This is a genomic window from Kocuria atrinae, from assembly GCF_039531425.1.
Taxonomy (GTDB): domain Bacteria; phylum Actinomycetota; class Actinomycetes; order Actinomycetales; family Micrococcaceae; genus Kocuria; species Kocuria atrinae.
In genome coordinates this window covers 31,847-56,392 of record NZ_BAAAQA010000020.1, presented here as the reverse complement: position 1 = coordinate 56,392, position 24,546 = coordinate 31,847, and the positions used below count along the sequence as shown (strand labels likewise).

Sequence of the window (24,546 nt, the reverse complement as noted above, 5' to 3'; positions counted from 1 at the left end):
TCGTGCGGCGCCGTCGTACGTCGTGCTGGGAATCAGAACGACGAGCCGAGGCTCAGGAATCGGCCATGCGAGCTTCGTCGTGGAGCATCCACTGGTCGGGGCCGAAGATCTCGTAATGGATGTTGCGGCCGCGCATTCCCTTCTCGATGAGCTGTGAGCGCAGGCCCTTCATGAAGGGCAAGGGTCCGCACATGAAGGCGTTGGTGTCCTCATCCACGTCAAGGTCGATGTCGGCAAGGTTCATGAAGCCCTCGTGATCGCCGTCTCCGGGGGTCTCCATCCAGGTGATCAACTGGGCGTTGGGCAGGCTGTCCACCAGCCGCTCCATGATCTGGCGCCCCGGCCAACGGTCCTTGGAGTGATCCGCGTGTAGCACGGTGACCTTGCGCTGCGACTGTTCCTTGGCGAGCTTGTCCAGGAACGCCACGATGGGAGTGGTGCCGATCCCGGCCGAGGCCAGGACCAGGCTGCCGTGACCTTCATCCAGAACCACATCACCGTAGGGGTTGGAGATCTCCAGGATGTCACCCTCGTTGATGTCCTCGTGCAGGATGGGTGTGACCTCGCCCTGCGGGTCCTTTCGGATGACCACACGTCGGTGGCCCTCCTGAGAGGGAACCAGAGTGAACTGGCGGGGCTGACGGATACCGTCCTTGACCTTGACCTGAATGGTCACGTACTGGCCGGGAATCGGGCGGGTCAGCGGGGTGTCGTCCGCAGGCTCGAATTCGAAGGCAATGACGCCCTTGGCGATCTCTTCCTTGGAAATGAGCTTGAACGGCGCGAACATCACGTCATTGGCCTGTTGGCCGTAGAGACCCTTCTCCAACTTGATCAGGGCGTCCGCCATGAGCCAGTAGACCTCGTCCCAGGCTGCGACAACCTCGGGGGTTGCGGCATCACCCAGGTCCGCTGCAATGGCACCGAACAAGTGCTCATGCACGGTGGGATATTCCTCGGGCAGCAGGCCCAGCGACGTGTGCTTATGAGCTACGCGCGAGAGCACCTCGTCCGGATAGGAATCCGGATTCTTGAGCAGGTGGGAGGCGAAGGCCGCGATCGAGCCCGCCAATGCCTGCGGTTGCGTGCCGTTCTTCTGGTTGGAGCGGCTGAACATCCCGTCCAACAGATCGGGGCGGGCGTTGAACATGGACTTGTAGAACTCGGGGGTGATCGCGGGGATCCGCTCTGCGATCACGCCAATAGTTTGTTCGATGATGGGACGAGACTTCTCGGAAAGCACGGCTACTCCTCAGTTTGGAAACCTTGCACTAAGAAATCTAGCATCCCAAATACGAGTAATGTAGGTCTCACACGAAAGCGTTACGCGGCGGGGCCAACCCAATACTGACCGCCACCTTGCCAGCCTGTCGCTCGTTGACCAGGTCGGCAATGGTCACACTGTCCAACTCGCAGTAGAAGGCCTCCCGGGCCTTGGCGAGCGCCGCGCGCAGCTTGCAGCCGTGATTGAGCGGGCAAGAAGCCTCGTCCGCCTCACACTCAACAATCGCGGTATTGGCCTCAAGCTCCCGCAAGACGGATCCCAGATTGGCCTCAAGACCAGCTTCGGTCAGGCTCACTCCCCCGGCCCGTCCGCGCTGCGACTCCAACAACCCCATGGATCGCAGTTTGGCCACCGTCTTTGTCACGTGGTGATAGGGGGCGCCGACACTCTCGGCAATACGTTGAGTGGACAAGAGAGTGCCCTCGGGCAGTCCGCCCATCAGCAACAGCACTCGTAGGGCGATGTCAGAAAAAGCAGTTAGCTTCACGATTCAGCCCCCTCATGTGGTTATGGATCTATTAAACGCTGCCAACCTTGGAGTAACCGTTACTTTCGACGGAAAATTCCCTCGGCGGAGCTCGTCCCCCATCCGACTAACACCTCGATGCAGGCTAGTCCACGCTTGTGTTTTTCCCTGGGCGAGCCAGTTACCCCCTCGTATGCTGAAAAAGCTGCAACCCCCCGGGCTTTGGGGGCCAAGGGGTGCGACAGCAGGCTAGAACCAATTCAATAGGGGGATATAGGTCATGGCCTTTTCACTGTCGCCTTCTCGCAAGACACGTGCCGAAGACCGGCCTACCCAAACGCCTGTCGACGCACCACAAACTTCTAGTAGGGAGACAATCGATATGTCCCAGTTGGACAACTTCATTCAGGAACTGCTGAGCATCGAGGGCGCGACCGGCGCCGCCGTGGTGGATATTTCCAGCGGCATGGCACTTGCCTCCGGCGGTAACCCCGGCTTCGACCTCAACGTTGCCGCGGCCGGTAACTCCAACGTGGTCCGCGCCAAGCTGCGGACCATGAAGGACATCAACCTTCGCGGTGAGATCGAGGACATCATGATCACCCTCGAGGGCCAGTACCACTTGATCAACGTGCTCAACACGGAAGAGACCAGCGGACTGTTCGTTTACCTCGTGCTGGACCGCAACACCGCGAACCTCGCACTGGCACGCCACAAACTCAACACCGTGTCCAAGCGCGTTTCCCTCTGATCCGACTCAAAATTGGTGACCCGGGATTCATCCACCCGGGTCGTTCACACGACTGCGGCCCGTACTCAAAAGTGCGGGCCGCAGTTCTTTGAGATCCGGAGGCTCGCGCCCGGTCCGGTGACAGTCCTGAGTCAGGGTCAGTCGTGAGCGGTGTTCTCCTGCGGGACTTCTTCGGCCACGCGCCGCTTACGCACCGCCCTGGCGGGCAGCTCCTCGCCCGTCACAGCAGCCATCAGGGTGTCTTCAGTGGCCTGGTCATTGAACTGCTCACTGACGATCTGACCGTCACGCATGACCAGGATTCGGTGACACCATTGCAACAATTCGGACATCTCCGAGGAGATCAGTAGCACCGAGGTGCCCTTGGAGGTCAGGTCGGGAGCATGTCGTAGATGTCGCCCTTGGCACCCACGTCGATTCCGCGGGTGGGGTGATTCAGGATCAGAATGTCGCAGTCGGTGCTCATCCATCGGGCCAGCGCGATCTTCTGCTGATCGCCGCCGGACAACTTGCCCACTTAGCCCTGGATGTCGTGCGTCTTGATGTGCAAGGCCTTGACCTGGGCGACAACTTCACGCAGTGCGGTGACTTCCCTGACGAATCCCGCATCCGGGTCCGGGTCGTCGTGACGCAGCCTGCGGGCCACGGATTGCTCGTGCGCCTCGTTCAACTCGTCGTCGTTGTCGAACAGGTACCCGATACCGAGCTCCACGGCGTCCTGCGCCGAATTAATGCCCACGTCTTTACCGGACACCTGAAGCTGCGCGTATGAACCAGGGTGAACCCCCACCACGGCACCGGCCAGCTCGTTCATGCCGGCGCGGCGCAAACTCGTCAGGCCCAGGACTTCTCCGCGGCGGAGCGTGAGATCCACGCCGTTCAGTCCGCTGTCCGTACTCAACCCGCGAACGGTCAGGGCCTCGTCCTCGTGTTCCTGACCGCCGGGCCGGTCCCGCTCGGGGAGTTCGCGTTCCAGCATGGAGAAGACGATCTGGTCGGCACCCACTTCACGGGGTACGAATTCTTCCTTGATCGTGCCCTCGCGCATGACCACGATGCGGTCGGCCAAGGAGCGCACCTCATCAATGCGGTGGGTGATGTAGATGACGCCTCGACCCTGACTGGCCAGCTGTCGCGTCATGGCGTGCACGGTGGCCACTTCGTGATCGTTGAATGTGGCTGCTACCTCGTCCATGAGCACCAGGCGCGGGTCCTCCATGCGAACACGCAGCACCTACACGAGTGCTTTCTCCGCGCGCATCAGGGAGGAAATGTGGGCCTCCGGATCCAACTCCACCCCGGAGTCACGCAATACCTCTCGGGCCCGTTCCAGCAGCGACTCCCGGTCACCGTGGACTCCGTGCTCGAATCCCGCGATGGCCTCCGCCACCGTGAGGGACCCGTTCATCGCGAAGCGCTGGTGCACGGCACCCACGCCCGCTGATCGGGCATCCTGTTCATTCTGTGGTGTGTAGTTGTCCCCACACAGGATCATGGCTCCCCCGTTGGGCCGCGAGAGCCCGGAGAGCAACGAAATCAGAGTGGACTTACCCGCCCCGTTTTCTCCCACCAGACCAACAATCTCTCCGGCCCCCACCGTGAGATCGATGCCCTTGAGAGCCCGAAAATGAGCGTAATTCTTGGTCAGACCGGTGACCTGCAAAATGTTTTCCAAGGACAGCCTCTCCCCTGCTATTCCAGTCGGCCTCATTGTCTTCCTTGACGGAGTTTCCCCCAACGGACCGCACAGTAGCTAACTAAAACACACATGGAAACGCCGTGCACGCCACTCAAGTGAAGAATGGCGTGCACGGCGTCGCTACATATGGGGACACTGACCCTTCGGGCGTGTCAGTTCGAATCAGGAATTCTTGAGTCGCTCCTCAAGACCGGCACGCTGTTCCAAAATGACTTCCGGAACGTCACCGAGCTTGTTGAACCACTCGTCGATGCCCGGCAACTCGGCCAGCCACTCCTCCTGATCGACGCGCAGTGCAGCTTCGAGCTCGTCGTCGGAGATGTCCAGGCCGCTGAGGTCCAGGTCTTCCTTGGTGGGGACGATGCCCACGGGGGTCTCCTGACCACCCGCGGTACCCTTGAGTCGCTCGACGATCCACTTGACCACGCGAGAGTTTTCGCCGAAGCCGGGCCATGCGAAGCCGCCGTCTGCGGTGCGACGGAACCAGTTCACGTAGTAGATCTTGGGCATGGCCTCCTCGCCAACGCGCGCGCCGGTGTCCAGCCAGTGGTCCAGGTAGTCATTGGCGTTGTAGCCGATGAACGGGAGCATGGCCATGGGGTCGCGGCGAACCACACCCACGGCACCCTTGGCGGCAGCGGTGGTCTCGGAGGACAGCGTTGCACCCTGGAAGACACCGTGCTCCCAACCGAAGGACTCGGAGACCAAGGGCACGGTGGTCTTGCGGCGGCCACCGAAGATGATGGCCGACAGCGGCACACCTTCGGGATCGTCGTACTCGTCCGCCAGGATGTCGACCTGCTTGATGGGGGTGCAGAAGCGCGAGTTGGGGTGCGCGGCCGGGCGCCCGGAGTCCGGGGTCCAGTCGTTACCCTTCCAGTCGGTGAGGTGATCGGGGACCTCATCGGTCATGCCCTCCCACCACACACCGCCGTCATCGGTGAGTGCGACGTTGGTGAAGATGGTGTTGCCGCGTGCCACGCCGCGCATGGCGTTGGGGTTGGTGGTCCAGCCAGTACCCGGAGCCACACCGAACAGGCCGGCCTCGGGGTTGACCACGCGGGCCTGGCCTTCCTTGAAGCGAATCCAGGAGATGTCGTCTCCGACCATTTCGGCCTTCCAGCCGTCGATGGTGGGCTCGAGCATTGCGAAGTTGGTCTTACCGCAAGCCGAGGGGAATGCCGCAGCGATGTAGCGGGAATCGCCCTCGGGGTCGGTGACCTTCAGGATGAGCATGTGCTCGGCCAGCCAGCCCTCGTCGTGGGCGATTGCGGAGGCGATGCGCAGTGCGTAGCACTTCTTACCGAGCAGGGCGTTGCCGCCGTAGCCGGAACCGAAGGACCAGATGGCACGGTCCTCGGGGAACTGCACAATGTACTTGGTGGTGTTGCAGGGCCACGGGACGTCTTCTTCACCCGGCTCGAGCGGGGAACCCAGGGAGTGCAATGCTTCCACGAAAAACGCGTTGTCGCGGGTCATCTTGTCCAACACCGGGGTGCCGATGGTGGCCATGATGCGCATGGAGCACACGACGTAGGCGGAGTCGGTGATTTCCACGCCGTACTTGGGATCCTCGGCGTCCAGGCTTCCCATGACGAACGGAATCACGTACATGGTGCGACCGCGCATGGAACCGGTGAACTTCTTCACCAGGGTTTCCTTCATGACGGCGGGGTCTTCCCAGTTGTTGGTGGGACCGGCGCCCTTGGGCGTCTTGGTGCAAATGAAGGTGCGCTCCTCGACACGGGCTACGTCGTCCGGGTCGGAGAAGGCGGCGAAGGAGTTGGGGAACTTCTCTTCGTTCAGACGAACGAAGGTTCCTGCGTCCACGAGCTCGGTGGTCAGCGTGTTCCATTCCTCTTCGGAACCGTCTGCCCAGTGGATGGCGTCCGGCTGTGTCATTTCCGCCATTTCGCGGACCCACTCCAACAGTTGCGGGTGCGTGGTGGGTGCGTTGTCGAGCGCTTCACGCACAGCCTGGTTGAGTCCGGTGGATTCGGTGCTTGCAGTGGTGTTGTCAGCCATTGACATGTCTCCTCGTTGAGGCCGTCTTGCCGCGCCCATGGTCGGCGATGCTGCTGCCCGTCGATCAGGCTCTCAACGACATCGTTGAAAGTGATTCCGGGGGACTAGCTCCGGCAGGGTTTTGCGTGTGCAGTGAGTCTATCGCGGCAACGCCCTGTCCAGTTGAGGGTTACATCACACCACTGGCGGGAGCATCGAATTTTGCACTTGGGCTGGACCGGTGTAAGTTATTACCCGTTGCAGCCGAGCACATCGGTTGTTGCAAATGCGCCCGTAGCTCAACGGATAGAGCATCTGACTACGGATCAGAAGGTTGGGGGTTCGAATCCCTCCGGGCGCACCAAAGAAAAAGCTCCGTATCGGTTCCGATACGGAGCTTCTTGTTTGTCTTCCCCCCATTTCATAGGTGTTGGTCTCGTGGCTGCTTCCCCTCGTTCGCCGTTTCGCCCCGCTGCGCTCGCTGCACTGGCTCTGATTGGCGCGCTCGCCGGGTGCGCTCCGGTGGACGCACCCGATTCGGCGCCGTCGGCACCCGCGACCGGAGCGGCGTCGTCGTCTTCGTCTGCATCGAGTACGACGCCGCCCGCGACCGTTCCCGAAACCAGCAAGCCTGTACCCACGGAGACTGCCCAGCCAACCTCCACCGCGGAGGTGACGCGGGGACCCGAGGCTGCTCAGGGACCCGCCAGGACAGCCCTGGATGAGCTGGTAGTGAAGGGGCGCGCGCCCAAGACCGATTACTCACGCGAGCAATTCGGGGTGCGCTGGGCCGATACGGACCGCAATGGTTGCGACACCCGCAACGATATTTTGCGTCGCGATCTCACGGAGATAGCCGTGGCACCGGGAACGCAGGGCTGCAAAGTCCTCAGCGGTGATCTGACCAGCCCCTTCACCGGTGAGCATGTCGACTTCGTGTCAGGTGTCCAAACCAGTGCAGATGTGCAGATCGACCACGTAGTGGCACTGTCCGACGCGTGGCAGAAGGGCGCGCAGAACCTGGATGCAGATCAGCGCACGGAGTTCGCCAACGATCCCCTGAACTTGCTAGCCGTGGACGGGCCCAGCAACTCCGCGAAGGGCGATGGCGATGCCGCTACGTGGCTGCCACCGGCCACCGATTTTCGCTGCGAGTACGTGGCCCGGCAGATTGCTGTGAAACACCGCTACGAATTGTGGGTCACGGACGCGGAGAAGAACGCCATGGACCGGGTGCTCGGCAAGTGCCCAGACCAACCGCTTCCGGTTGATTCGGTGGTTCCGGAGCCGTCTGATACCCCGGCCGCTCCCCCGAGTCCGCAGCCCGCTCCCCGCGTCCCCGAGGCCGTCGAGCCCGTTGCTCCCGCGCCGGAAGCGCCCGAGGCACCGGCGCCGCCCGCACCCGCGGACCTCTACTTCTCGAAATGCGCCGAGGCACGCGCAGCTGGTCTCGCTCCGCTCTATGCCGGGCAGCCCGGTTATCGCGCCGGCCTGGACGGCGACGGTGACGGCGTGGCGTGCGAGCCCCGGCGCTGATTCGCGCCGGACTTGGATGTGAACTACATGGACCCAGGTTGGGAGTATCGCCTGGACCGCATGGTTGAGACGGTGGAAACCGGTCGGATCAGCACCCAGGAATGGCCGGCGTACGAAGCGCTCATGGCCGAGTACGCATCCGAGCTGGGCTGAAAAGACCCGCTGCGGATGTCAACCGCGCGGCACCTCGAAGTGAACCAAACGCGCATCCCCTCCGTCCAACAGCGCCCAGTCACCCGGGACTTCCAGCACGGCTACGCCGGAGGTCGGAAAGCCACCGGAGACATCCATCATGGCGTCCACATCGGAATCACGTGAGGCCAGGCGCAACACCGTGTCCAGCACCCCGGGCATGTGAGCGACCACTAAGAGGGTTCGCACGGTTTCCGGCGCGTGATTGACCGCGGCGATGATCGCCGTCTCGTGGGCGTTGTAGAGCTCGTCCACCAGTTGCGGTGTAGGCGCTTTCTCCCCGAGTTCGCTGCACACCCACGTGACGGTCTGGCGGGTTCGTAGCGCGGAGGACACCATGATCATGTCCGGGGTGTACTGCTGCGCGAGCCATTCCCCCGCCGCGGCAGCATCGTGAGCCCCGCGAGTCATCAGAGGACGGTCATGATCGAGCGCACCGGGCGGGTAGTCCGCCTTCGCGTGCCGCATGATCACCAGGTGCTTCACATCGTGGCGTGCCATGCCCACCAGTCTGGCACGCTCGCCTCGCGGCCTTAACCACGCCGACGCCGCTCGGTCGCCCTTGTGAGGCGCGCGAGCGGCGTCGGCGTGGTGGGAAAAGCTACGAAAAGATCAGATCGAGTATTCGGGAGCTGCCCACACGACCACTTCGGGGTGGTCGTAGAAGCGGTAACCCTGACCGCGCACGGTGCGCACGGTATTGGCCAGGCGACCGAGCTTGGAACGCAAGCGGCGCACGTGAACGTCGATGGTGCGCTCTGAGGGGACTTCCTCGGCGTCGTCCCAGAGGTTGTCCAGCAGCTCGAGGCGACCCACGGTGCGGGTGCCGTTCTCCACCAGGTAGTTGAGTAGCTCGAATTCGCGGTGCGTGAGGTTGAGCAGATCCCCGTCCAGGAACACCTCGCGGCGGGACAGGTCGATCAACACACCCACGCGCTGGTGGTCAATGGTGGAACCGGAAGCCGGAGTGGGCAACGGAACCATGGGTTCGATCACGGGATCCGCGCACGTGGGATCACCCAGCGCACTGCGAACCACCTCAAGATCGGTGCCCTCAGCATTGATCGGAGCGAGCGCTACGGCAGCGTAAGAATCGGATTCAGGGACCAACTGGTTGATGTGGCCACGCACATCCTGGACGAGCTGGACCAGATTGATACCGCGGTCAGCTGCAGCCTGCTCATCCACGCCCACGTAAATCACGAAGCCACGAGCTTCGGTGGGCTGCTGCTCGGTGACCGCATGGCGTTCCAGGCGAGAATCCTGAGACTGGTCACCCGTGAGTGAGCGCAGGTTTCGATATTCCTCCACGGAACCAGCAACGCGATGCGGTCCGCGCGAACGCATTGCGGCCTGCGCGGCGCTCAAGCGATGCCGCTGAGAAATATGAACGTAACCCGGTGCACCTGACATGTGAGTATCCCCTGCCTCGTGAGACACCGAATCCGTGAGTTTCCTGGAAGCGGCGTAATCACATCGTGTGCGACAACACGCGGACTGGCAAGTAACAAACCCGCTTACTTCTCACATAATGAGACAGATGGGGCTTAATGTATCCTAAATCACATTTTTGAGCCGCTTATTCAGCAGGCCATACAAGGCCAAGTAATCCCCCAAAAACGCAGAAATCCGCGCTTTCCCGGGTTCTCAATCTGGACTCTGAACGTATAAATCAGATTTTTTAGGCCGTGTCAAGAACCCGGGACGCGCGGTATCGCTAAAACGAAAACTCAACCGGCAGAGCGGTCTCAGTCCACCACTCCGTACAGGCGGTCACCGGCATCTCCCAAGCCGGGCACGATATAGGCGTTCTCGTCCAGACGCTCGTCAATAGCTGCCAGCACGAGGTTCGCCTCGGCGTCACCCAGTTCTTCCTCAAGCTTCGCGATGCCCTCCGGCGCGGCCAGGAGGCACACGCACGTGATCTGCTCGGCGCCGCGGCGGTAAAGGAACTTGATGGCCTCACGCAGGGTGCCACCGGTGGCCAACATGGGGTCCAGCACGTACACCTGGCGGCCGGTCAGGTCCTCGGGCAGCCGCTCCGCGTAAGTGATGATGTCCAAGGTGGTGTCATCCCGGGCCATGCCCAAGAAGCCGACCTCCGCGGTGGGAATGAGACGCGTCATGCCCTCGAGCATGCCCAAACCCGCTCGCAGGATGGGGACGACCAACGGGCGGGGGCGGGAGAGCCCCACGCCCTGGGTTTCCGCCACGGGAGTCTGAATGGTGATGGGTTCCACCCGGACCTCGCGGGTGGCCTCGTACGCGAGCAGCGTGACGAGTTCTTCGACCAGCTGCCGGAACACCGGTGACGGTGTGGACTTATCGCGCAGAACGCTGAGCTTGTGGGCTACCAGGGGGTGATCCAAAACGGTGACTCGCATACGGTCAAACTAGCACCGGCGGCCGGAATTCAGCCCGGAGTGGGGCCGAGCATCGCGGTGTCATGTGCGAAATTTCCACCCGTCGTAGGATGCGTGGCCTATCGTCATTACGAAAGACTTGAACCCAATCACATTGGTACATCAGCTGCAGCCCCCGAAAGGAACAGCCTCTTATGACGGCTCCGGTCCTCGAAACCGAGAATCTGGTCAAGATATATGGCAGAGGGGAAACCAGGTTCGATGCTCTCAAGGGCGTGAACCTGCAGATCAACGAGGGCGAGTCCGTGGCCGTTGTTGGCAAGTCCGGCTCAGGCAAATCAACCCTCATGCATTTGCTTGCCCTCCTTGATGCGCCCACCCACGGTGTGGTCGCGCTCAAGGGTCAACCCACCAACGACCTGGACGCCAAACAGCTCAACGAGTTGCGCAATTCGGCGTTCGGTTTCGTGTTCCAGCAGTTCTTCCTCACCCCCAACCAGACCGTTCTGGAGAACGTGACGTTGCCGCTGAAGATCGCCGGCGTCTCCTCCGCGGAGCGCAAACGCCGAGGCTTGGAAGCGCTCGAGCAGCTGGAGATGGCGGATAAGGCCTCCAATAAGGCCACGGACTTGTCCGGCGGCCAGAAGCAGCGCGTGGTCATTGCCCGTGCGCTGATCAATAACCCCTCCGTGATTTTCGCTGACGAGCCCACGGGCAACTTGGACACCGCCACCTCTGACGTGGTCGAGGACATCCTGTTCGGGCTCAACAAGGAGAAGGGCATCACCCTGGTGGTGGTCACCCACGATCCGGACCTCGCTTCACGTTGCTCTCGCCAGATCTACTTGGTGGACGGCGAAATCGATCAGAGCGCGAGCCCCGCCGCAGCGACCCACATGTTCTCGGGGCGAAACAACTCCGAGCAGAGCGAGAGCGGCCCCGTGACCGTGAAGGAACCCGCGACCGGTCAGCTCATCACCTTGAGCGAGGCCGACGCCGCTGAGCTCGCCGAGGCAGCGCGCCGCCCCCGCCGCGCGGGTCGCCACGCAGCCCCCGCGGCCGAACCGTCCACCTCCGACCAGCAGGGAGTCTCCGAGTGAAGTTTGTCGATCTGCTGCGGACGGCCATCGGAAACACGTTCCGTTCCAAAGCACGAACCATTCTGACCGTCATCGCCATCTTCATCGGTGCGTTCACCCTGACCCTCACCTCGGGTGTGGGCACCGGCGTGAACGACTACATCGACAAGACCGTTGCCGGTTTCGGCGATCAGAATTCCATTTACGTCCAGAAGGTCGCGGATCAGACCGAACCCCAGGACGACGGGCCCCGGGAGTACGACCCCGAGGATTCCAACGTGTCCACCGGATTCGGGTCCATGAGCGGCTTGAGCAACAAAGACATCGAGACCATCGAAAACATCGACGGTGTCGAGTCCGTGGACCCCATGTACATGGTCACCCCCACGTACCTGGAATCGCCTGACGGTGATCAGTTCCAGTTGCAGCTGGGCATGCCTTCGGACGCCGAAGGCGTCGAACTCGAGTCCGGCGAGATTCCCACCCGAGAAGATGACGAGATGATCGTCCCCGCGTCCTGGGTCGAAGACCTGGGTTTCGATTCGAACGAAGATGCCGTGGGCAAGACCGTTGACGTGGTCATGACCAACATGGCCGGCGATGACGAAACCTTCGAAGTCACCATTTCCGGTGTCTCGCAAGCCTCCTTGGCCGGTGCGTCCTTGACCCCCATGCCGTCCTCGAGCCTCAACGAGAAGCTCTACGACTACCAGACCTCCGGGTCTCAGCGCGACGTTCCGGACAGCTACTTCATGGCCGTGGCCAACATCGAGAACATCGACGACGCCGGTCAGATCAAGTCCCAGCTCGCGGACGAGAACATGTTGGGTATGACCGTGGAGGACCAGCTCGGCATGTTCCGCGCGGTCATCAACGGCATCGTCTGGATCTTGAACTCCTTCGCGATCATCGCCCTGCTCGCAGCGGGCTTCGGCATCGTGAACACGCTGTTGATGTCCGTGCAGGAGCGCACCCGTGAGATCGGCCTGATGAAGGCCCTGGGTATGAGCGGCGGCAAGGTCTTCGGCCTGTTCTCTCTCGAGGCCATCTTCATCGGCTTCCTCGGTTCCGCCATCGGCGCCGCCGTGGGCGTGGCCACCGGATCGATCATCAGTTCCGTACTGTCCAACGGGCTGTTGGAAGGCCTACCGGGCTTGAGCCTGTTCCTGTTCGACCCGATCCAGACTGCACTGATCATCTTGTCCGTGATGGTCATCGCGTTCCTGGCCGGCACCATTCCCGCCATGCGCGCAGCACGGCAGGATCCCATCAATGCACTGCGCTACGAGTAATTCACTTTCACCACTCGCACCAATGAGAAGAAGGGACCTTCCCCATGAGCACGACTCCCAATGAACCCCGAAACCCCGACTACGGCAACCAGCCCGGCGCCGGTCAGCCGAATCCCGGCCAGCCCAACCCTGTTGGCCAGCCGGGCCCCGGCCAGGATCCGCAGGGTGCGCCTCAGCACGGCTACGGCCAGCAGGGCGGCAAATACGGTACGTCCGAGTACAACCCGAACCAGTACACCGGCATGGTGGAGCGCCCGGGTCTGCTCGATAAGCTGCTCAAGCTGACGCTGTTGTCCGCGGCGCTGTACATCCTGTGGTCAGTCGTCAGCCTCATCGCTAATTCCGTCACTGATCTTGCTGCTTTCTACCGCGAGCAGGGTCTGAGCAGTGAACAAGCAGAGGCATTTGCTAGTAGCGGTGGGGTCGGAAGCACGATTACTGGTCTGGTCATCGGACTGCTGCTCTACTTCCTGGTCTACCGCGGCTTGGCCAAGGGCAAGAACTGGGCTCGCATCCTGGGTACTGTCTTCGCCGCTCTGTCGATCCTGTCCTACCTGTTCGGGATCTTCGGCGCGCTCATGTACGGCGGGCTGGGCATCGTATTGATCGTGATCTCGATCATCGCGGTCGTCGTGAACATCATGTGGATCGTGACCGCGTTCAAGACTCCCAACTCCGCGTACTTCGCGCAGAACAGCCGCCGGTAAGTCACACATGGCGTTACCGCCCACTGCCAGGTCCATCCAGCACGAACGCTGGATGGACCTGGCTTTATTAGAAGCACAGCAGACCGTGGCGAGCGGGGACGTCCCGATCGGTGCGGTGGTCGTCAACTCCCAGGGCGACGTCGTCGGGCGTGGCTATAACCGTCGCGAAGCGTGCGGCGACCCCACCGCGCATGCGGAGGTCCTGGCACTCCGCGACGCCGCAGCCCGCACCGGATCGTGGCGGCTCCAGGACTGCACCCTGGTGGTCACCCTGGAACCGTGCGCCATGTGTGCCGGGGCCATCGTGCTGTCTCGTGTACCGCGGCTAGTTCTCGGAGCTTGGGATCCAAAGGCTGGCGCCTGCGGATCGGTGTTCGACGTGGTCCGCGAACCTCGCCTGAATCACTGGGTCGAGGTCACCGGTGGGGTCCGTGAAGCCGAGTGCGCCGGGCTGCTGCGGGAGTTCTTCGAGGCCCACCGCAAGTAGTCACGGCTGGCACAGTTTGGTTCCGGGTGGAACCTGACGGTAAAGTACTTCGAGCTGGTGACGTGTCCGAGCGGCCGAAGGTGCATCACTCGAAATGATGTTTGGTGTTAAAGCCAACGAGGGTTCAAATCCCTCCGTCACCGCCAATCGAAATCGCCCGTTGCCCCTAGTCAAACAGGGGTAGCGGGCGTTTTTCATGCCCGCAGGCCCACCACCAGGTTCACATCGGGCGCATGGCGTGGAAACCCTCGACCGAGTGCACAGTGATCGACAGCCCGCCCCAAATCCTCGCGCATCTGCACCCTGATCGACAGTACGACCGGGGATCCTCGGTTCTGTGGCCTTACCGTCGATGGGACTGCAGCTCCTGGATGGCGCGTAGTCCTACCGTCGGTCAGAATGCACACTCGGGTCACGGGCGGCCCCATCACCCGATCAGCACGCGCCGACGGCCGTGCCCGGGTGCGCGGCGAACACCGCTAGGGACTCTAAGGTGTAATGCAGGACACAAACACCACCTTGCAGGAGGACCTCAAGCATGACCACCGAGCCCAAACCCCAGCACCTCGGCGCCAACGGGGAAGACGTCCCCGATGCCCATTACGTGCGGACCGGTGACCACAGTTTCCGGACCACGGTGTACACGCAGGGTGCGTGGAGCCCGCTGGAACAGCACATGGCGGCCTCGTCGGGCTTGATGGTTCATGAAATCGAACGCAATCACCCACGCGAAGACGTAATTCCGGTGCGGTTGTCCTTCGACATCCTGGGTTTCATCCCCGGCGGTGACATCGAAGTGAACACCCGCGTGCTGCGCCCCGGCAAAACCATCGAGCTGCTCGAAGCGACCATGAGCGCGGGTGGCCGCGATTGCATTCGGTTGAGCATGTGGCGTTTGAAGACCTCGGACACCCAGGACGTGGCCGGCGGGGAGATCCAGCCCCTCCCCCCGGTCAAGGAATGCCCGCCGGTGGACATGACGGAAACGTGGGCCGGTGGTTTCATCGCCACGCTGGAGGCACATCTGGCTCGCGAACCGAGAGCAGGCAGCGCTGCGGGGTGGCTGCGCATCGGGCACCAGATCGTGGCGGGTGAGGAGTCCTCGAACACCGCTCGTTTTGTCAGCGCTATCGACACCGCCAACGGCCTGGCGCCCCGCGTGGAGCCGGGCAAATGGGCGTTCCCCAACGTGGACCTGTCCATCCACCTGATTCGCGAGCCGGTTTCCGATTGGGTGGGCCTGGACACCAACGTGGAGATCGGCCCGGGCGGCGTGGGCCTGACCCACTCGGAGCTCTTCGACGAGGACGGCCCGATCGGCCGTGTGGCCCAGGCACTGACCGTGCGTCGCATGGGGGACTGATCACACTTGGCCATCCGGTGGTCTCAACCGTGGTCCGCGAACGTAGAATGGCCCCTAGTTCTGAGAATCCACAACGGGTCGTAACTGTAGGAGGTCCACCCGAGTGAGCAGCATCAACGTCAATGTGACCGACCGTGAAGGTGTGCGCACCGAGGGCGTCGAGTGGAAGGACTACGAGTCCCTCATGGAGGCCCTGACCCGTCACAAGTTCCCCATCCTGGCGACCTGTGGCGGCAACGCCTCGTGCTCCACGTGCCACTCGTACCTGGATCAGGAGTCGTTCGTGAAGACCGGCGGCACCAACGAGGAGGAAGAAGACCTCCTGGAAATGCTCGACGACACCCGCCACGACAACTCCCGCTTGACCTGCCAGGTCGAGTGGAACGAGGAGCTCGAGGGCGCTGAGATCACCATCGCCCCGGAGTGGTGAGCCACCAGCTTTAGATCCTGCCGACGCCGCCCGCGTACCTTCCCCACGAAGGCGCGCGGGCGGCGTCGTCCCCGGAAGAATGGGCCGGGACACGGAACAAAGGTGACCTAATTGGAATCACGGGGGCGGGTAGGCGAAAGTTAGACCATGACTGCTCTCCGGGATGATTTGACCACTCGTGCCGCGTACGTGTCCGACGCTTCGATTTACCGCAGGCTCCCCCAGGCCGTGGCGGAACCGCGCTCCGTGGACGAGATCCGCGAGCTGCTGGCCACCGCGCAGGAGAAGAGTTGGCCGGTGATTTCCCGCGGCGGCGGAACCTCGGTGGCGGGCAATGCGATCGGTGACGGGCTGATCATCGACACCTCCCGGTACTTCAACCGCATCCTGGAGATCGACCCGGACCAGGGCACGGCCACGATCGAACCCGGTGTGATCTGCGATCAGCTGCGTGATGCTGCGAGCGAGTTCGGCCTCACCTACGGCCCGGACCCCTCCACCCACTCCCGCTGCACCGTGGGCGGCATGGTGGCCAATAATGCGTGCGGCTCCCACTCTGTCGCGTGGGGCACCAGCGCCTCCAATCTGGCGGCGGTCACGGTCATGCTCGCCGACGGACGCGAGGTCACCCTGGAGGCGGGCGGCACCTCCGACGCCGCCCTGGATTCTCAGCTCAAGCAACTGCGCGACCGCCACCTGGCCATGCTGCGCACCGAGCTCGGCCAGTTCCCGCGCCAGGTCTCCGGCTACGGGCTCCACTACTTGCTGGGCGAGAACGGCTTTGACGTAGCCAAGGCCTTCTCCGGGACCGAGGGCACGTGCGGGATCATCACCCAGCTCAAGGTCAAGCTGGTCGCCAAACCCAAGTTCACCGCGCTGGCAGTGCTCGGTTTCAAAGACGCGATCGAAGCAGCCACCGCCGCCCCCAAGTTCCGTGTGCCCGGTGTGACGACCATCGAGGGCATGGGCTCGGACCTGCTCACCGCGTTGCGCACCCGCCAGGGTCAGGAGAACGCGGGTGGCGAGCTCCCCGAAGGCGGCGGTTGGCTCTACTGCGAGGTCGGAGCGGACACCCAAGAAGAAGCCTTTGAAGCAGCCCAGAAACTCCCCGCCCTGGTCAAGGAGACCGTGGTGGATTCCGTGGTCGTCAGCGACCCCACCGAGGCACGTGCCCTGTGGCGCATCCGCGAGGCCGGCGCGGGCATCGTGACCCGTCTCCCGGACGGCGGCGAGGCCTGGCCCGGCTGGGAGGACTCCGCCGTTCCCCCGGAGCACCTGGGTGCTTACCTCAAGGACCTCTACGAGCTGCTGGACGAGATGAACCTGCGTGGCATCCCGTTCGGCCACTTCGGCGAAGGTTGCGTGCACATCCGCATCTCCTTCGACTTCAACACCGATGAAGGCGTGGCCCTGTACCGCGAATTCATCGAACGCGCCGCGAAGCTCGTGCACCGCTACGGCGGCTCGGTGTCCGGCGAGCACGGTGACGGCCGCGCCCGCTCGGAGCTACTGACCACCATCTACTCGGACGAAGCACGGCAGGCTTTCGCGGAGTTCAAACGGATTTTCGATCCCGAGAACTTCTTCAATCCCGGTGTCGTCGTGGATCCGGAACCCATTGACCAGGGCATCCGACCGGGCCCCGGCGCTCGCACCTTTGAGCTCACTCCGGTCCACGCGTTCTCCTCCGACAACGGCTCGTTCGGTCAAGCCATCAATCGCTGCGTGGGTGTGGGCGCGTGCCGTTCGGATTCGGGCGCCATGTGCCCGTCCTTCGTCGCTACAGGCGATGAGGTCCACTCGACCCGAGGCCGCATGCGCTCGCTCGCCGAGATGCTGCGCGGGGAACACATCACCGACGGCTGGAAGTCCAAGGAAACCTACGAGGCTCTCGACCTCTGCCTCTCGTGCAAGGCGTGCGCGACCGAGTGCCCGGTCAACGTGGACATGGCCACCTACAAGGCAGAGTTCTTGCACCACCACTTCCGCCAGGGCCTCACCTCGTTCATCGGCAAGGATCGCCGCCCCATGGCGCACCTGACCATGGGCTGGATGCCGTGGCTCATGAAGCTCGTGACCAAAGTCCCCGGCTCGCTGCGCGCGGTCAATTTCATGGAACGCTTCCGTCCGGTCGAGGAACTCACCAAGAAGCTCGGTGGCATCGAGCCTCAGCGCCGCATGATTCGCTTCAACAACACCCCGCTCACCTCGTGGTATAAGGCGCGCACCAAGGGCGACGACGCCGCTCGCGACCTTGCGCGCGGTGGCAACCGAGCGTCGTCGGCGGCCGGGGAAAAGCCCTCGGTGGTGCTGTGGCCGGACACGTTCACCAACTTCTCCGCAGACGCTCCCGGCAAGGCCGCGATCGAGGTGCTCGAGGCCATGGGCTACCGCGTACTCATGCCCATGGGCAACGTGTGCTGCGGTCTGACGTGGCACTCCACCGGGCAGTTGGACATGACCCGCAAGACACTGCTGCAGACCCTGGACGTGATGGAGCCGCTGATCGAGGCGGGCTACCCGATCATCGGCCTGGAACCGTCCTGCACCGTGATGCTGCAGCACGACATCACCGAGCTGCTGCCCAACGATCCCCGTGCGCACAATGTGCAGGCCCTGACGGTGACGCTGGGTGAGTTCAGCGCCAAGCACGCCGAGGAGGGCGGTCACTGGCCGTTCGGAACCCTGGAAACCCAGGCGGGCCAGGGTCAGGCGCTGTGCCAGGTGCACTGCCATGAGCAGTCCATGGGTGACTACTCCCCCGAGCTGAAGGTCCTGGAGAAACTGGGGGTCAACAGCACCGTGGTGGGTGGCGGTTGCTGTGGGCTGGCGGGCAACTGGGGTTTCGAGCCCGGTCACTACGAGGTGTCCCAGACCCTGGGTGAGCGCGAATTGTTCCCGAGCATCCGCGCTGCTGAACCCGGAACCATCGTGCTAGCGGACGGCTTTTCCTGCCGCACGCAGGTCGCCCAGGGAACCGGTGCAGAAGGAGTTCACCTGGCACAGGTGATGCGTGCAGCGATTCGGCCCGAAAAGTAGGACACTGTTGCCATGAGGAGAATCACGCTCGCCCCCCAGAGCTCCCGCACCGGTACCCGTCCCGTCATGATCGCAACCGGCCTGGCCGCCGTGTTGTTCTTGTCCGCTTGCGGTGGCGGTGATGACACCGCAAACGACGAGCAGTCAGCCACGCAGTCTCCGTCCGCGTCGGTGAGTGCCACGCCCTCCGCGTCACCTTCGGCAACGACGTCGGAGACGCGTTCGGAATCGCCGTCCGCACAGGTTAGCCCTGAGCCCACCGAGTCGGCGGCGGAAGCGTCCGAGACCTCGGAAGACACGCCGGTCGCAGCACCCGAGGAAACCGCAGCTGCGCCCGAAGGCCCCGCCGCTCCGGAACCCGAGCGCACGGCGTCGGCCCCCGAATTGGGAATGCCCCCGGCAACCCCGTTCACCCCGCCCGCCACGGACGGCCAGAGCAAGCCCGGCGCACAGGCGGGCGCGTGCAGCGTGTCCCAGCTGTCCGGGAACGTGACCCCCAATCAGGGCGCTGCGGGATCGGTGCTCGCCTCCGTGAACCTCACCAACACCGGTAACGAGCCGTGCGTGCTCCACGGGTACCCGGGTGTGTCTTTCGTTGACCAGAACGGCGGCACCGTGGGTGCCCCGGCAGCCCGTGACGGTGCCCTGGCCGGCACGGCAGTCACCCTGCAGCCTGGGCAGTCCGCTTCCGCGCCTCTGAAAATCACCCAGCCGGGGGCCATCGGCCAGCTGTGCAACCCTCAGCAGGCCGACGGATTCCGCGTCTACCCGCCGGGTAGCCACCAGTCCCTGCTCCTGAGCTACCCCGGCGAGGCCTGCGGCAACCCCAAGATCGACCAACTTCAGGTGCGTGGTTTTGGGTCTTGACCCGTCCCTGAAACTCTTCTCCTCGGCGACGGCCACGTGGTTCGACGCCGCATTCAGCGGTCCCACCGCCGCCCAGCGCGGCGCGTGGGAGGCCATTGCGGCGGGCCGCCACGCCCTGGTGGTCGCCCCCACCGGCTCGGGTAAGACCCTCGCGGCCTTCCTGTGGGCCATCGACCAGCTCATCTCCCGTCCCTCCGACACCACCGACGACGCTGCTGCCGGGCCTTCCGGGGGCGGCCTCCCCGCATCCGACTCAGCGGGTGGGGGCACCCCTGAAACCAAGGCTGCCGCCCGACAATCACCCGGCACAGGGCAGGACCCCCTTCCTGGCACCGAGGTGGACCTGCGCGCGAAAGCCAAGCGGGCGGCGTCGCCGGCGAAGGCCGAGGAGCACACCACGGTGCTCTACATTTCCCCGCTCAAGGCCCTGGGCGTGGATGTGGAGCGCAATCTCCGTGCGCCGCTGATCGGGATCACCCAGGCTGCCAAGGCCGCCGGGATTACCCCTCCGGATATCTCCGTGGGCGTGCGTTCCGGTGACACTCCGCAAGCCACCCGGCGAGCGCTGCTGGCCCACCCGCCAGACATCCTGATCACCACTCCTGAGTCGTTGTACCTGATGCTCACGTCCAAGGCGCGGGAGACGCTGCGGCACGTGAAGACCGTGATCATCGACGAGGTGCACGCGGTGGCCGGCACCAAACGTGGCGCGCACCTTGCGGTGAGCCTGGAGCGGCTCGACGACCTGCTGGAGGAACCCGTCCAGCGCATCGGCTTGTCCGCGACCGTGGAGCCTGTGGACACCGTGGCCGGTTTTCTGGGCGGTTCTCAGCCGGTGAGCGTGGTGCGGCCGCCGTCCGAGAAGGACTGGGATCTCACGGTGTCCGTGCCGATTCCGGACATGACGGCGTTGGGTGGGGCATCGGCGCCCCCGTCCTCGGTGGATTCGGCGAGCATCGACGCGAACCTGGAGGCCTCCGACTACCAGGCGACCGCTTCGATCTGGCCGCACGTGGAGGAACGAATCGTGGATCTGGTGGAGCAGCACCGTTCCACCATTGTGTTCGCGAACTCGCGCGGGCTGGCCGAGAAGCTCACCGCGCGGCTCAACGAGATTCACGAGTTCCGGGTCAACAACGCGCCCTCCGGTTCGGAAGGGGCCGACGAGTCCGAATCGATTGCCGCCGCTGATGCCGACACCACCGGCGAGTTCGCGGACATCTCCCGACAGCACAACCGGTTCGAGGGTGCCACGTCCGTGCTGGCCCGCGCGCACCACGGTTCGGTGTCCAAGGACCAGCGCAGCTTGATCGAGGAGGACCTCAAGACGGGTCGGCTGCGCTGCGTGGTGGCCACTTCCTCTCTGGAGCTGGGCATCGACATGGGGCACGTGGACCTGGTGATCCAGGTGGAGTCACCGCCCTCGGCGTCCTCGGGTTTGCAGCGTGTGGGGCGCGCAGGGCACCAAGTGGGGGAGATCTCGATCGGGCGCATGTACCCCAAGCACCGCGGCGACGTGCGCGATGCTGCGGTGATTTCCGAGCAGATGCTGGCCGGGCGGTTGGAGCCGCTCGCGATCCCCGCCAATCCGTTGGACATCCTGGCCCAGCACACGATTTCCGCCGCGGCTGCCGAGGACGTGGATGTGGAGGCTTGGTTCGACACACTCCGCCGTTCCGCGCCGTTCCGTCATCTGCCGCGGTCGGCCTACGACGCCGTGCTGGATCTTCTCGCCGGGCGCTACCCGTCCGACGAGTTCGCCCATCTGCGTCCTCGAGTGGTGTGGGACCGCGAAACCGGCACCTTGCAGGCACGCCCTGGAGCACTGCGGTTGGCTGTGACCTCCGGCGGCACCATCCCGGACCGCGGTCTGTTCCCCGTGTTCCTGGTGGGTGATCAGGACGGCAAGAACCCCAAGCGCGTGGGCGAACTCGACGAGGAGATGGTCTACGAATCCCGCGTGGGGGACATCATTGCCCTGGGTGCCTCCAGCTGGCGGATCGAGGACATCACCCACGACCGAGTGGTGGTCTCCCCTGCCCCGGGTGTCCCCGGCAAGCTGCCCTTCTGGCACGGCGACGGCCTGGGCCGGCCGGTGGAACTGGGGCGCGCCGTCGGCAGTTTTACACGCGAGATCGGAGGGGCGTCGCAGGAGACCGCCCGCGAACGCCTGACCGCCGCGGGGCTGGACGAATGGGCGCAAGACAACCTCATCGCGTACCTAAACGAGCAACGGCAGTCCACCGAACACATCCCCGACGACCGCACGCTGGTGGTCGAGCGCTTCCGCGACGAGCTGGGCGACTGGCGCGTGGTGCTGCACAGCCCGTTCGGTAAGCCGGTGCACGCGCCCTGGGCCCTGGCCGTGGGCGCTCGCCTGGAAGAACGCTGGGGTCTCGACGCCGCGTCCCAGGCCGGTGACGACGGCATCGTGCTGCGCGTACCCGCCACGGACGAGGAACCGCCCGGTGCGGAGCTGTTCCTTTTCGACCCGAACGAACTCGAACACACCGTGACCGAGGAAGTGGGCGGTTCCGCGCTGTTCGCGTCCCGGTTCCGCGAGAACGCCGCCCGCGCCCTGCTGCTGCCCCGCAGCGATCCCGGCAAGCGCACGCCGCTGTGGCAGCAACGCCAGCGCTCAGCGCAGTTGTTGGACGTGGCCCGCAAGTATCCGCAGTTCCCCGTTATCCTGGAAACCGTGCGTGAGTGCCTGCAGGACGTCTATGACTTGCCCGCGCTCCTTCGATTGCAGCGCGAGCTGGCCGGGCGGAAACTACGCATGGTCGAGACCACCACCGATACCCCCTCTCCTTTCGCGCGCACCCTGCTGTTCGGATATGTCGCGCAGTTCCTCTATGAGGGCGATTCCCCGCTGGCCGAGCGCAAGGCCGCCGCGCTGTCGTTGGATCCGGCGCTGCTCAACGAGCTGTTGGGCCGGGCCGAGCTGCGGGAACTGTTGGATCAAGAGGTCATCGAGCAGATGGTGGCTCAACTGCAGCGGCTGGCACCGGATCGCCGACTGCGCGGAGTGGAGGGCGCGGCCGACCTGCTGCGTCTGCTCGGTCCGATGACCCCCGCCGAGGCCGCCCTGCGTTTGCGGCCGCGGGAATCGCTGGAGACCGACGACCTGCACCTGAGTGAGTCCAACGCCAAGGCGCTGCTCGAACAGCTGGTCAGCACCAACCGCGCCATCATCATGCGCGTGGGAGGCACCGAGGTCTACTGCGCGGTGGAAGATGCCGCCCGCATGCGTGATGCCCTGGGTATTCCTTTGCCCATGGGCGTACCGCTCACCTTCCTGGAACCCGTGGCCGACCCCGTGGGCGACCTGGTCTCCCGTTACGCACGCACGCACGGCCCGTTCAGCGTGGTCGAGGCCGCTACGGCACTGCATCTGGGTCCGGCCGTGGTCGAATCCGCGCTGCGGGCCTTGGGCAAACAGCGCCGGGTGAGCGAGGGTGCGTTCCGGCCGAGTGGCGACCCGGCGGCGTCGGACTCGGAATGGTGCGATGTCGAGGTGCTGCGCACCCTACGACGCCGCTCGCTCGCCGCGTTGCGCGAAGACGTGGAACCGGTGGCGCCCAGCATTTACGCCAAGTTCCTGCCGGCTTGGCAGCATGCGGTCAAGGGGCATCAGCTGCGCGGGCTGGACGGCGTGCTGACCGTGATCGATCAGCTCGCGGGGGTCCCGATTCCGGCCTCTGCGTGGGAACCGCTCGTGTTGGCCCAGCGCGTGGTGGATTACCGCCCCGGCATGCTTGATGAACTCATGGCAACGGGTGAGGTGTTGTTCTCCGGTGCCGGATCGCTGGGTGGTGAAGACGGTTGGGTCGCCTTCCATCTAGCGGAGTCCGCGGAACTGTCCCTGCCGCCGATCGAGAAACTGCAGGTTGCAGCCTCCGAATTGGATTCCGAGCTGGAAAAGCACGTCCTCGCGGTCCTGCAGAGCGGCGGCGCATACTTCGCGTGGCAGCTGATCAAGCCGTTGTCCCAAGCGGGGCTGACTGTAGGGATGCCCGAACTGCGAACCGCGTTGTGGAATCTGTTGTGGGCCGGGCTCATCACTAATGACACGTATGCGCCGGTGCGCGCGCTGATGGCCGGTGGGCATTCCTCGCACAAGACTCCCAAGCGACCGGCCCGGTCACGCGCGGCCGGCCGACGAGGCGCGGCCCGGCTGCGTGGGCTGTCCCGGCCGGGGGCGACGTCGGGCATGGGGGTTTCCGGGGCGGAGTCCGGCGGGCGCGTGGTGCGGGCCCAGGGTGGTTCGGAGGAACGCACCACAGCCGGGCGCTGGTCCGTCCTGCGACCTGAACCGCTCAACGCAACGGTGCGGGCTCAGGCGCAGGCCGAGCTGTTGCTCGATCGCTACGGAATTCTCACGCGCGGCCCAGTGGCCGTGGAGGACGTACCGGGAGGGTTCGCGACCGTCTACAAGGTGCTGCGCGCCCTGGAGGATGCTGGCCGGGCGCGACGCGGCTACTTCATCGAAGGACTGGGCGCAGCACAATTCACACAGCCGGCAACGGTTGATATTTTGCGCAGTTTTTCCGAGGACGATTCGGTGCGTGCGCCCGAACCGCAGGTGCTCGCGCTGGCGGCCACCGACCCGGCCAACCCGTACGGTGCCGCACTGGACTGGCCGGACGCCGTGGCCTTGGAATCCTCGACCAAGCACCGCCCGGGTCGAAAGGCCGGCGCCATCGTGGTGCTCGTGGACGGCGACCTGGTGCTGTACCTGGAACGTGGCGGCAAGACCGCGCTCGCGTTCACGGCATCCGAGCCTGAGCTGCGCATGGCCGCCCAAGCCGTGGCCGGACTCGTGCAGCGTCGCGCCGTGGACTCGCTCGTGGTCGAGAAGGTCAACGGTGAATCCGTGCTCTCATCGGTAGAAATGGTGACCGCGATTCGCGAGGGGCTGCTGTCCGGAGGCTTCTACCAGACGCCGCGCGGGGTCCGCATGCGCGCACCGGTGAGCGGGTGAGC

At 64.2% G+C, this 24,546-nt stretch carries 22 protein-coding genes and 2 tRNA genes; 14 read left to right on the top strand and 10 right to left on the bottom strand.

Going from position 1 to position 24,546, the window contains the following annotated elements:
* Positions 1-52: 52 nt before the first annotated feature.
* Positions 53-1,243: a globin domain-containing protein gene (locus tag ABD283_RS10465; RefSeq protein WP_344224940.1), complete on the bottom strand. Its 1,191-nt coding sequence runs from the start codon at positions 1,241-1,243 to the stop codon at positions 53-55.
* Positions 1,244-1,310: 67 nt separating this feature from the next.
* Positions 1,311-1,772: an RrF2 family transcriptional regulator gene (locus ABD283_RS10460; protein ID WP_344224939.1), complete on the bottom strand. Its 462-nt coding sequence runs from the start codon at positions 1,770-1,772 to the stop codon at positions 1,311-1,313.
* 361 nt (positions 1,773-2,133) lie between these two features.
* Here ABD283_RS10460 and ABD283_RS10455 point away from each other — a divergent pair, with 361 nt between their 5' ends.
* On the top strand, positions 2,134-2,502 hold the full coding sequence (locus ABD283_RS10455; protein ID WP_344224938.1) for a roadblock/LC7 domain-containing protein: 369 nt from the start codon (positions 2,134-2,136) through the stop codon (positions 2,500-2,502).
* A gap of 137 nt (positions 2,503-2,639) precedes the next feature.
* Here ABD283_RS10455 and ABD283_RS10450 read toward each other — a convergent pair whose 3' ends face one another.
* The 5 genes from ABD283_RS10450 to ABD283_RS10430 all read right to left on the bottom strand — a co-directional run bounded on the left by ABD283_RS10450 (position 2,640) and on the right by ABD283_RS10430 (position 6,226).
* The gene (locus tag ABD283_RS10450) at positions 2,640-2,795 is read right to left on the bottom strand and encodes a hypothetical protein (RefSeq protein WP_344224936.1); all 156 of its coding nucleotides are present in this window, start codon (positions 2,793-2,795) and stop codon (positions 2,640-2,642) included.
* A 77-nt stretch (positions 2,796-2,872) separates the two neighbouring features.
* Positions 2,873-3,019 (bottom strand): hypothetical protein, encoded by a 147-nt coding sequence (locus ABD283_RS10445; RefSeq protein WP_344224935.1) that lies wholly within the window; start codon positions 3,017-3,019, stop codon positions 2,873-2,875.
* Positions 3,020-3,721 (bottom strand): sugar ABC transporter ATP-binding protein, encoded by a 702-nt coding sequence (locus ABD283_RS10440; RefSeq protein WP_344224933.1) that lies wholly within the window; start codon positions 3,719-3,721, stop codon positions 3,020-3,022. It abuts the gene before it with no gap.
* A gap of 15 nt (positions 3,722-3,736) precedes the next feature.
* Positions 3,737-4,177 (bottom strand): ATP-binding cassette domain-containing protein, encoded by a 441-nt coding sequence (locus tag ABD283_RS10435; RefSeq protein ID WP_344224931.1) that lies wholly within the window; start codon positions 4,175-4,177, stop codon positions 3,737-3,739.
* A gap of 186 nt (positions 4,178-4,363) precedes the next feature.
* The gene (locus tag ABD283_RS10430; RefSeq protein WP_344224930.1) at positions 4,364-6,226 is read right to left on the bottom strand and encodes a phosphoenolpyruvate carboxykinase (GTP); all 1,863 of its coding nucleotides are present in this window, start codon (positions 6,224-6,226) and stop codon (positions 4,364-4,366) included.
* 267 nt (positions 6,227-6,493) lie between these two features.
* Between ABD283_RS10430 and ABD283_RS10425 the strand changes: the two genes are divergently transcribed.
* The 3 genes from ABD283_RS10425 to ABD283_RS10415 all read left to right on the top strand — a co-directional run bounded on the left by ABD283_RS10425 (position 6,494) and on the right by ABD283_RS10415 (position 7,894).
* A tRNA-Arg gene (locus ABD283_RS10425) sits at positions 6,494-6,569 on the top strand.
* Positions 6,570-6,643: 74 nt separating this feature from the next.
* Positions 6,644-7,741, top strand: coding sequence for a GmrSD restriction endonuclease domain-containing protein (locus tag ABD283_RS10420; protein ID WP_344224929.1), 1,098 nt, complete (start codon positions 6,644-6,646; stop codon positions 7,739-7,741).
* A gap of 18 nt (positions 7,742-7,759) precedes the next feature.
* Positions 7,760-7,894 (top strand): hypothetical protein, encoded by a 135-nt coding sequence (locus tag ABD283_RS10415; protein WP_344224928.1) that lies wholly within the window; start codon positions 7,760-7,762, stop codon positions 7,892-7,894.
* 18 nt (positions 7,895-7,912) lie between these two features.
* Here ABD283_RS10415 and ABD283_RS10410 read toward each other — a convergent pair whose 3' ends face one another.
* The 3 genes from ABD283_RS10410 to upp all read right to left on the bottom strand — a co-directional run bounded on the left by ABD283_RS10410 (position 7,913) and on the right by upp (position 10,317).
* Positions 7,913-8,434 (bottom strand): SixA phosphatase family protein, encoded by a 522-nt coding sequence (locus ABD283_RS10410; RefSeq protein WP_344224927.1) that lies wholly within the window; start codon positions 8,432-8,434, stop codon positions 7,913-7,915.
* Between the two features lie 111 nt (positions 8,435-8,545).
* A complete protein-coding gene (locus tag ABD283_RS10405) occupies positions 8,546-9,346 on the bottom strand; it encodes a winged helix-turn-helix domain-containing protein (protein ID WP_344224926.1) in 801 nt (266 codons plus the stop codon).
* Between the two features lie 335 nt (positions 9,347-9,681).
* Positions 9,682-10,317 carry a uracil phosphoribosyltransferase gene (gene upp / locus ABD283_RS10400; protein WP_344224925.1) on the bottom strand — a complete coding sequence of 212 codons (636 nt, stop codon included), beginning with the start codon at positions 10,315-10,317 and terminating at the stop codon, positions 9,682-9,684.
* A 173-nt stretch (positions 10,318-10,490) separates the two neighbouring features.
* Here upp and ABD283_RS10395 point away from each other — a divergent pair, with 173 nt between their 5' ends.
* From ABD283_RS10395 to ABD283_RS10350, 10 genes are all read left to right on the top strand, one after another.
* A complete protein-coding gene (locus ABD283_RS10395) occupies positions 10,491-11,396 on the top strand; it encodes an ABC transporter ATP-binding protein (protein WP_344224924.1) in 906 nt (301 codons plus the stop codon).
* Positions 11,393-12,667 (top strand): ABC transporter permease, encoded by a 1,275-nt coding sequence (locus ABD283_RS10390; protein WP_344224923.1) that lies wholly within the window; start codon positions 11,393-11,395, stop codon positions 12,665-12,667. Before ABD283_RS10395 ends, ABD283_RS10390 begins: the two co-directional genes overlap by 4 nt.
* Positions 12,668-12,711: 44 nt before the next feature.
* Entirely contained in the window at positions 12,712-13,374 is a 663-nt protein-coding gene (locus ABD283_RS10385) for a hypothetical protein (RefSeq protein ID WP_344224922.1), read from the top strand.
* Positions 13,375-13,381: 7 nt separating this feature from the next.
* Entirely contained in the window at positions 13,382-13,861 is a 480-nt protein-coding gene (gene tadA, locus ABD283_RS10380) for a tRNA adenosine(34) deaminase TadA (protein ID WP_344224921.1), read from the top strand.
* A 56-nt stretch (positions 13,862-13,917) separates the two neighbouring features.
* A tRNA-Ser gene (locus tag ABD283_RS10375) sits at positions 13,918-14,007 on the top strand.
* A 392-nt stretch (positions 14,008-14,399) separates the two neighbouring features.
* Positions 14,400-15,224 (top strand): thioesterase family protein, encoded by an 825-nt coding sequence (locus ABD283_RS10370; RefSeq protein WP_344224920.1) that lies wholly within the window; start codon positions 14,400-14,402, stop codon positions 15,222-15,224.
* Between the two features lie 103 nt (positions 15,225-15,327).
* Positions 15,328-15,654, top strand: coding sequence for a 2Fe-2S iron-sulfur cluster-binding protein (locus ABD283_RS10365; protein WP_095796260.1), 327 nt, complete (start codon positions 15,328-15,330; stop codon positions 15,652-15,654).
* A 147-nt stretch (positions 15,655-15,801) separates the two neighbouring features.
* Entirely contained in the window at positions 15,802-18,693 is a 2,892-nt protein-coding gene (locus ABD283_RS10360) for an FAD-binding and (Fe-S)-binding domain-containing protein (protein ID WP_344224919.1), read from the top strand.
* A gap of 12 nt (positions 18,694-18,705) precedes the next feature.
* Positions 18,706-19,560 carry a DUF4232 domain-containing protein gene (locus tag ABD283_RS10355; protein ID WP_095796258.1) on the top strand — a complete coding sequence of 285 codons (855 nt, stop codon included), beginning with the start codon at positions 18,706-18,708 and terminating at the stop codon, positions 19,558-19,560.
* Positions 19,550-24,544 carry an ATP-dependent helicase gene (locus ABD283_RS10350; protein ID WP_344224987.1) on the top strand — a complete coding sequence of 1,665 codons (4,995 nt, stop codon included), beginning with the start codon at positions 19,550-19,552 and terminating at the stop codon, positions 24,542-24,544. The genes ABD283_RS10355 and ABD283_RS10350 overlap by 11 nt, the downstream gene beginning before the upstream one ends.
* The last annotated feature ends 2 nt before the right edge of the window (positions 24,545-24,546 follow it).

Coding starts and splice junctions, on each gene's coding strand:
- ABD283_RS10455 (WP_344224938.1), top strand. CDS start 2,134: ATGTCCCAGTTGGACAACTTCATTCAGGAACTGCTGAGCATCGAGGGC.
- ABD283_RS10450 (WP_344224936.1), bottom strand. CDS start 2,795: ATGCGTGACGGTCAGATCGTCAGTGAGCAGTTCAATGACCAGGCCACT.
- ABD283_RS10440 (WP_344224933.1), bottom strand. CDS start 3,721: ATGGAGGACCCGCGCCTGGTGCTCATGGACGAGGTAGCAGCCACATTC.
- ABD283_RS10430 (WP_344224930.1), bottom strand. CDS start 6,226: ATGGCTGACAACACCACTGCAAGCACCGAATCCACCGGACTCAACCAG.
- ABD283_RS10410 (WP_344224927.1), bottom strand. CDS start 8,434: ATGGCACGCCACGATGTGAAGCACCTGGTGATCATGCGGCACGCGAAG.
- ABD283_RS10405 (WP_344224926.1), bottom strand. CDS start 9,346: ATGTCAGGTGCACCGGGTTACGTTCATATTTCTCAGCGGCATCGCTTG.
- upp (WP_344224925.1), bottom strand. CDS start 10,317: ATGCGAGTCACCGTTTTGGATCACCCCCTGGTAGCCCACAAGCTCAGC.
- ABD283_RS10395 (WP_344224924.1), top strand. CDS start 10,491: ATGACGGCTCCGGTCCTCGAAACCGAGAATCTGGTCAAGATATATGGC.
- ABD283_RS10385 (WP_344224922.1), top strand. CDS start 12,712: ATGAGCACGACTCCCAATGAACCCCGAAACCCCGACTACGGCAACCAG.
- tadA (WP_344224921.1), top strand. CDS start 13,382: ATGGCGTTACCGCCCACTGCCAGGTCCATCCAGCACGAACGCTGGATG.
- ABD283_RS10370 (WP_344224920.1), top strand. CDS start 14,400: ATGACCACCGAGCCCAAACCCCAGCACCTCGGCGCCAACGGGGAAGAC.
- ABD283_RS10360 (WP_344224919.1), top strand. CDS start 15,802: ATGACTGCTCTCCGGGATGATTTGACCACTCGTGCCGCGTACGTGTCC.
- ABD283_RS10355 (WP_095796258.1), top strand. CDS start 18,706: ATGAGGAGAATCACGCTCGCCCCCCAGAGCTCCCGCACCGGTACCCGT.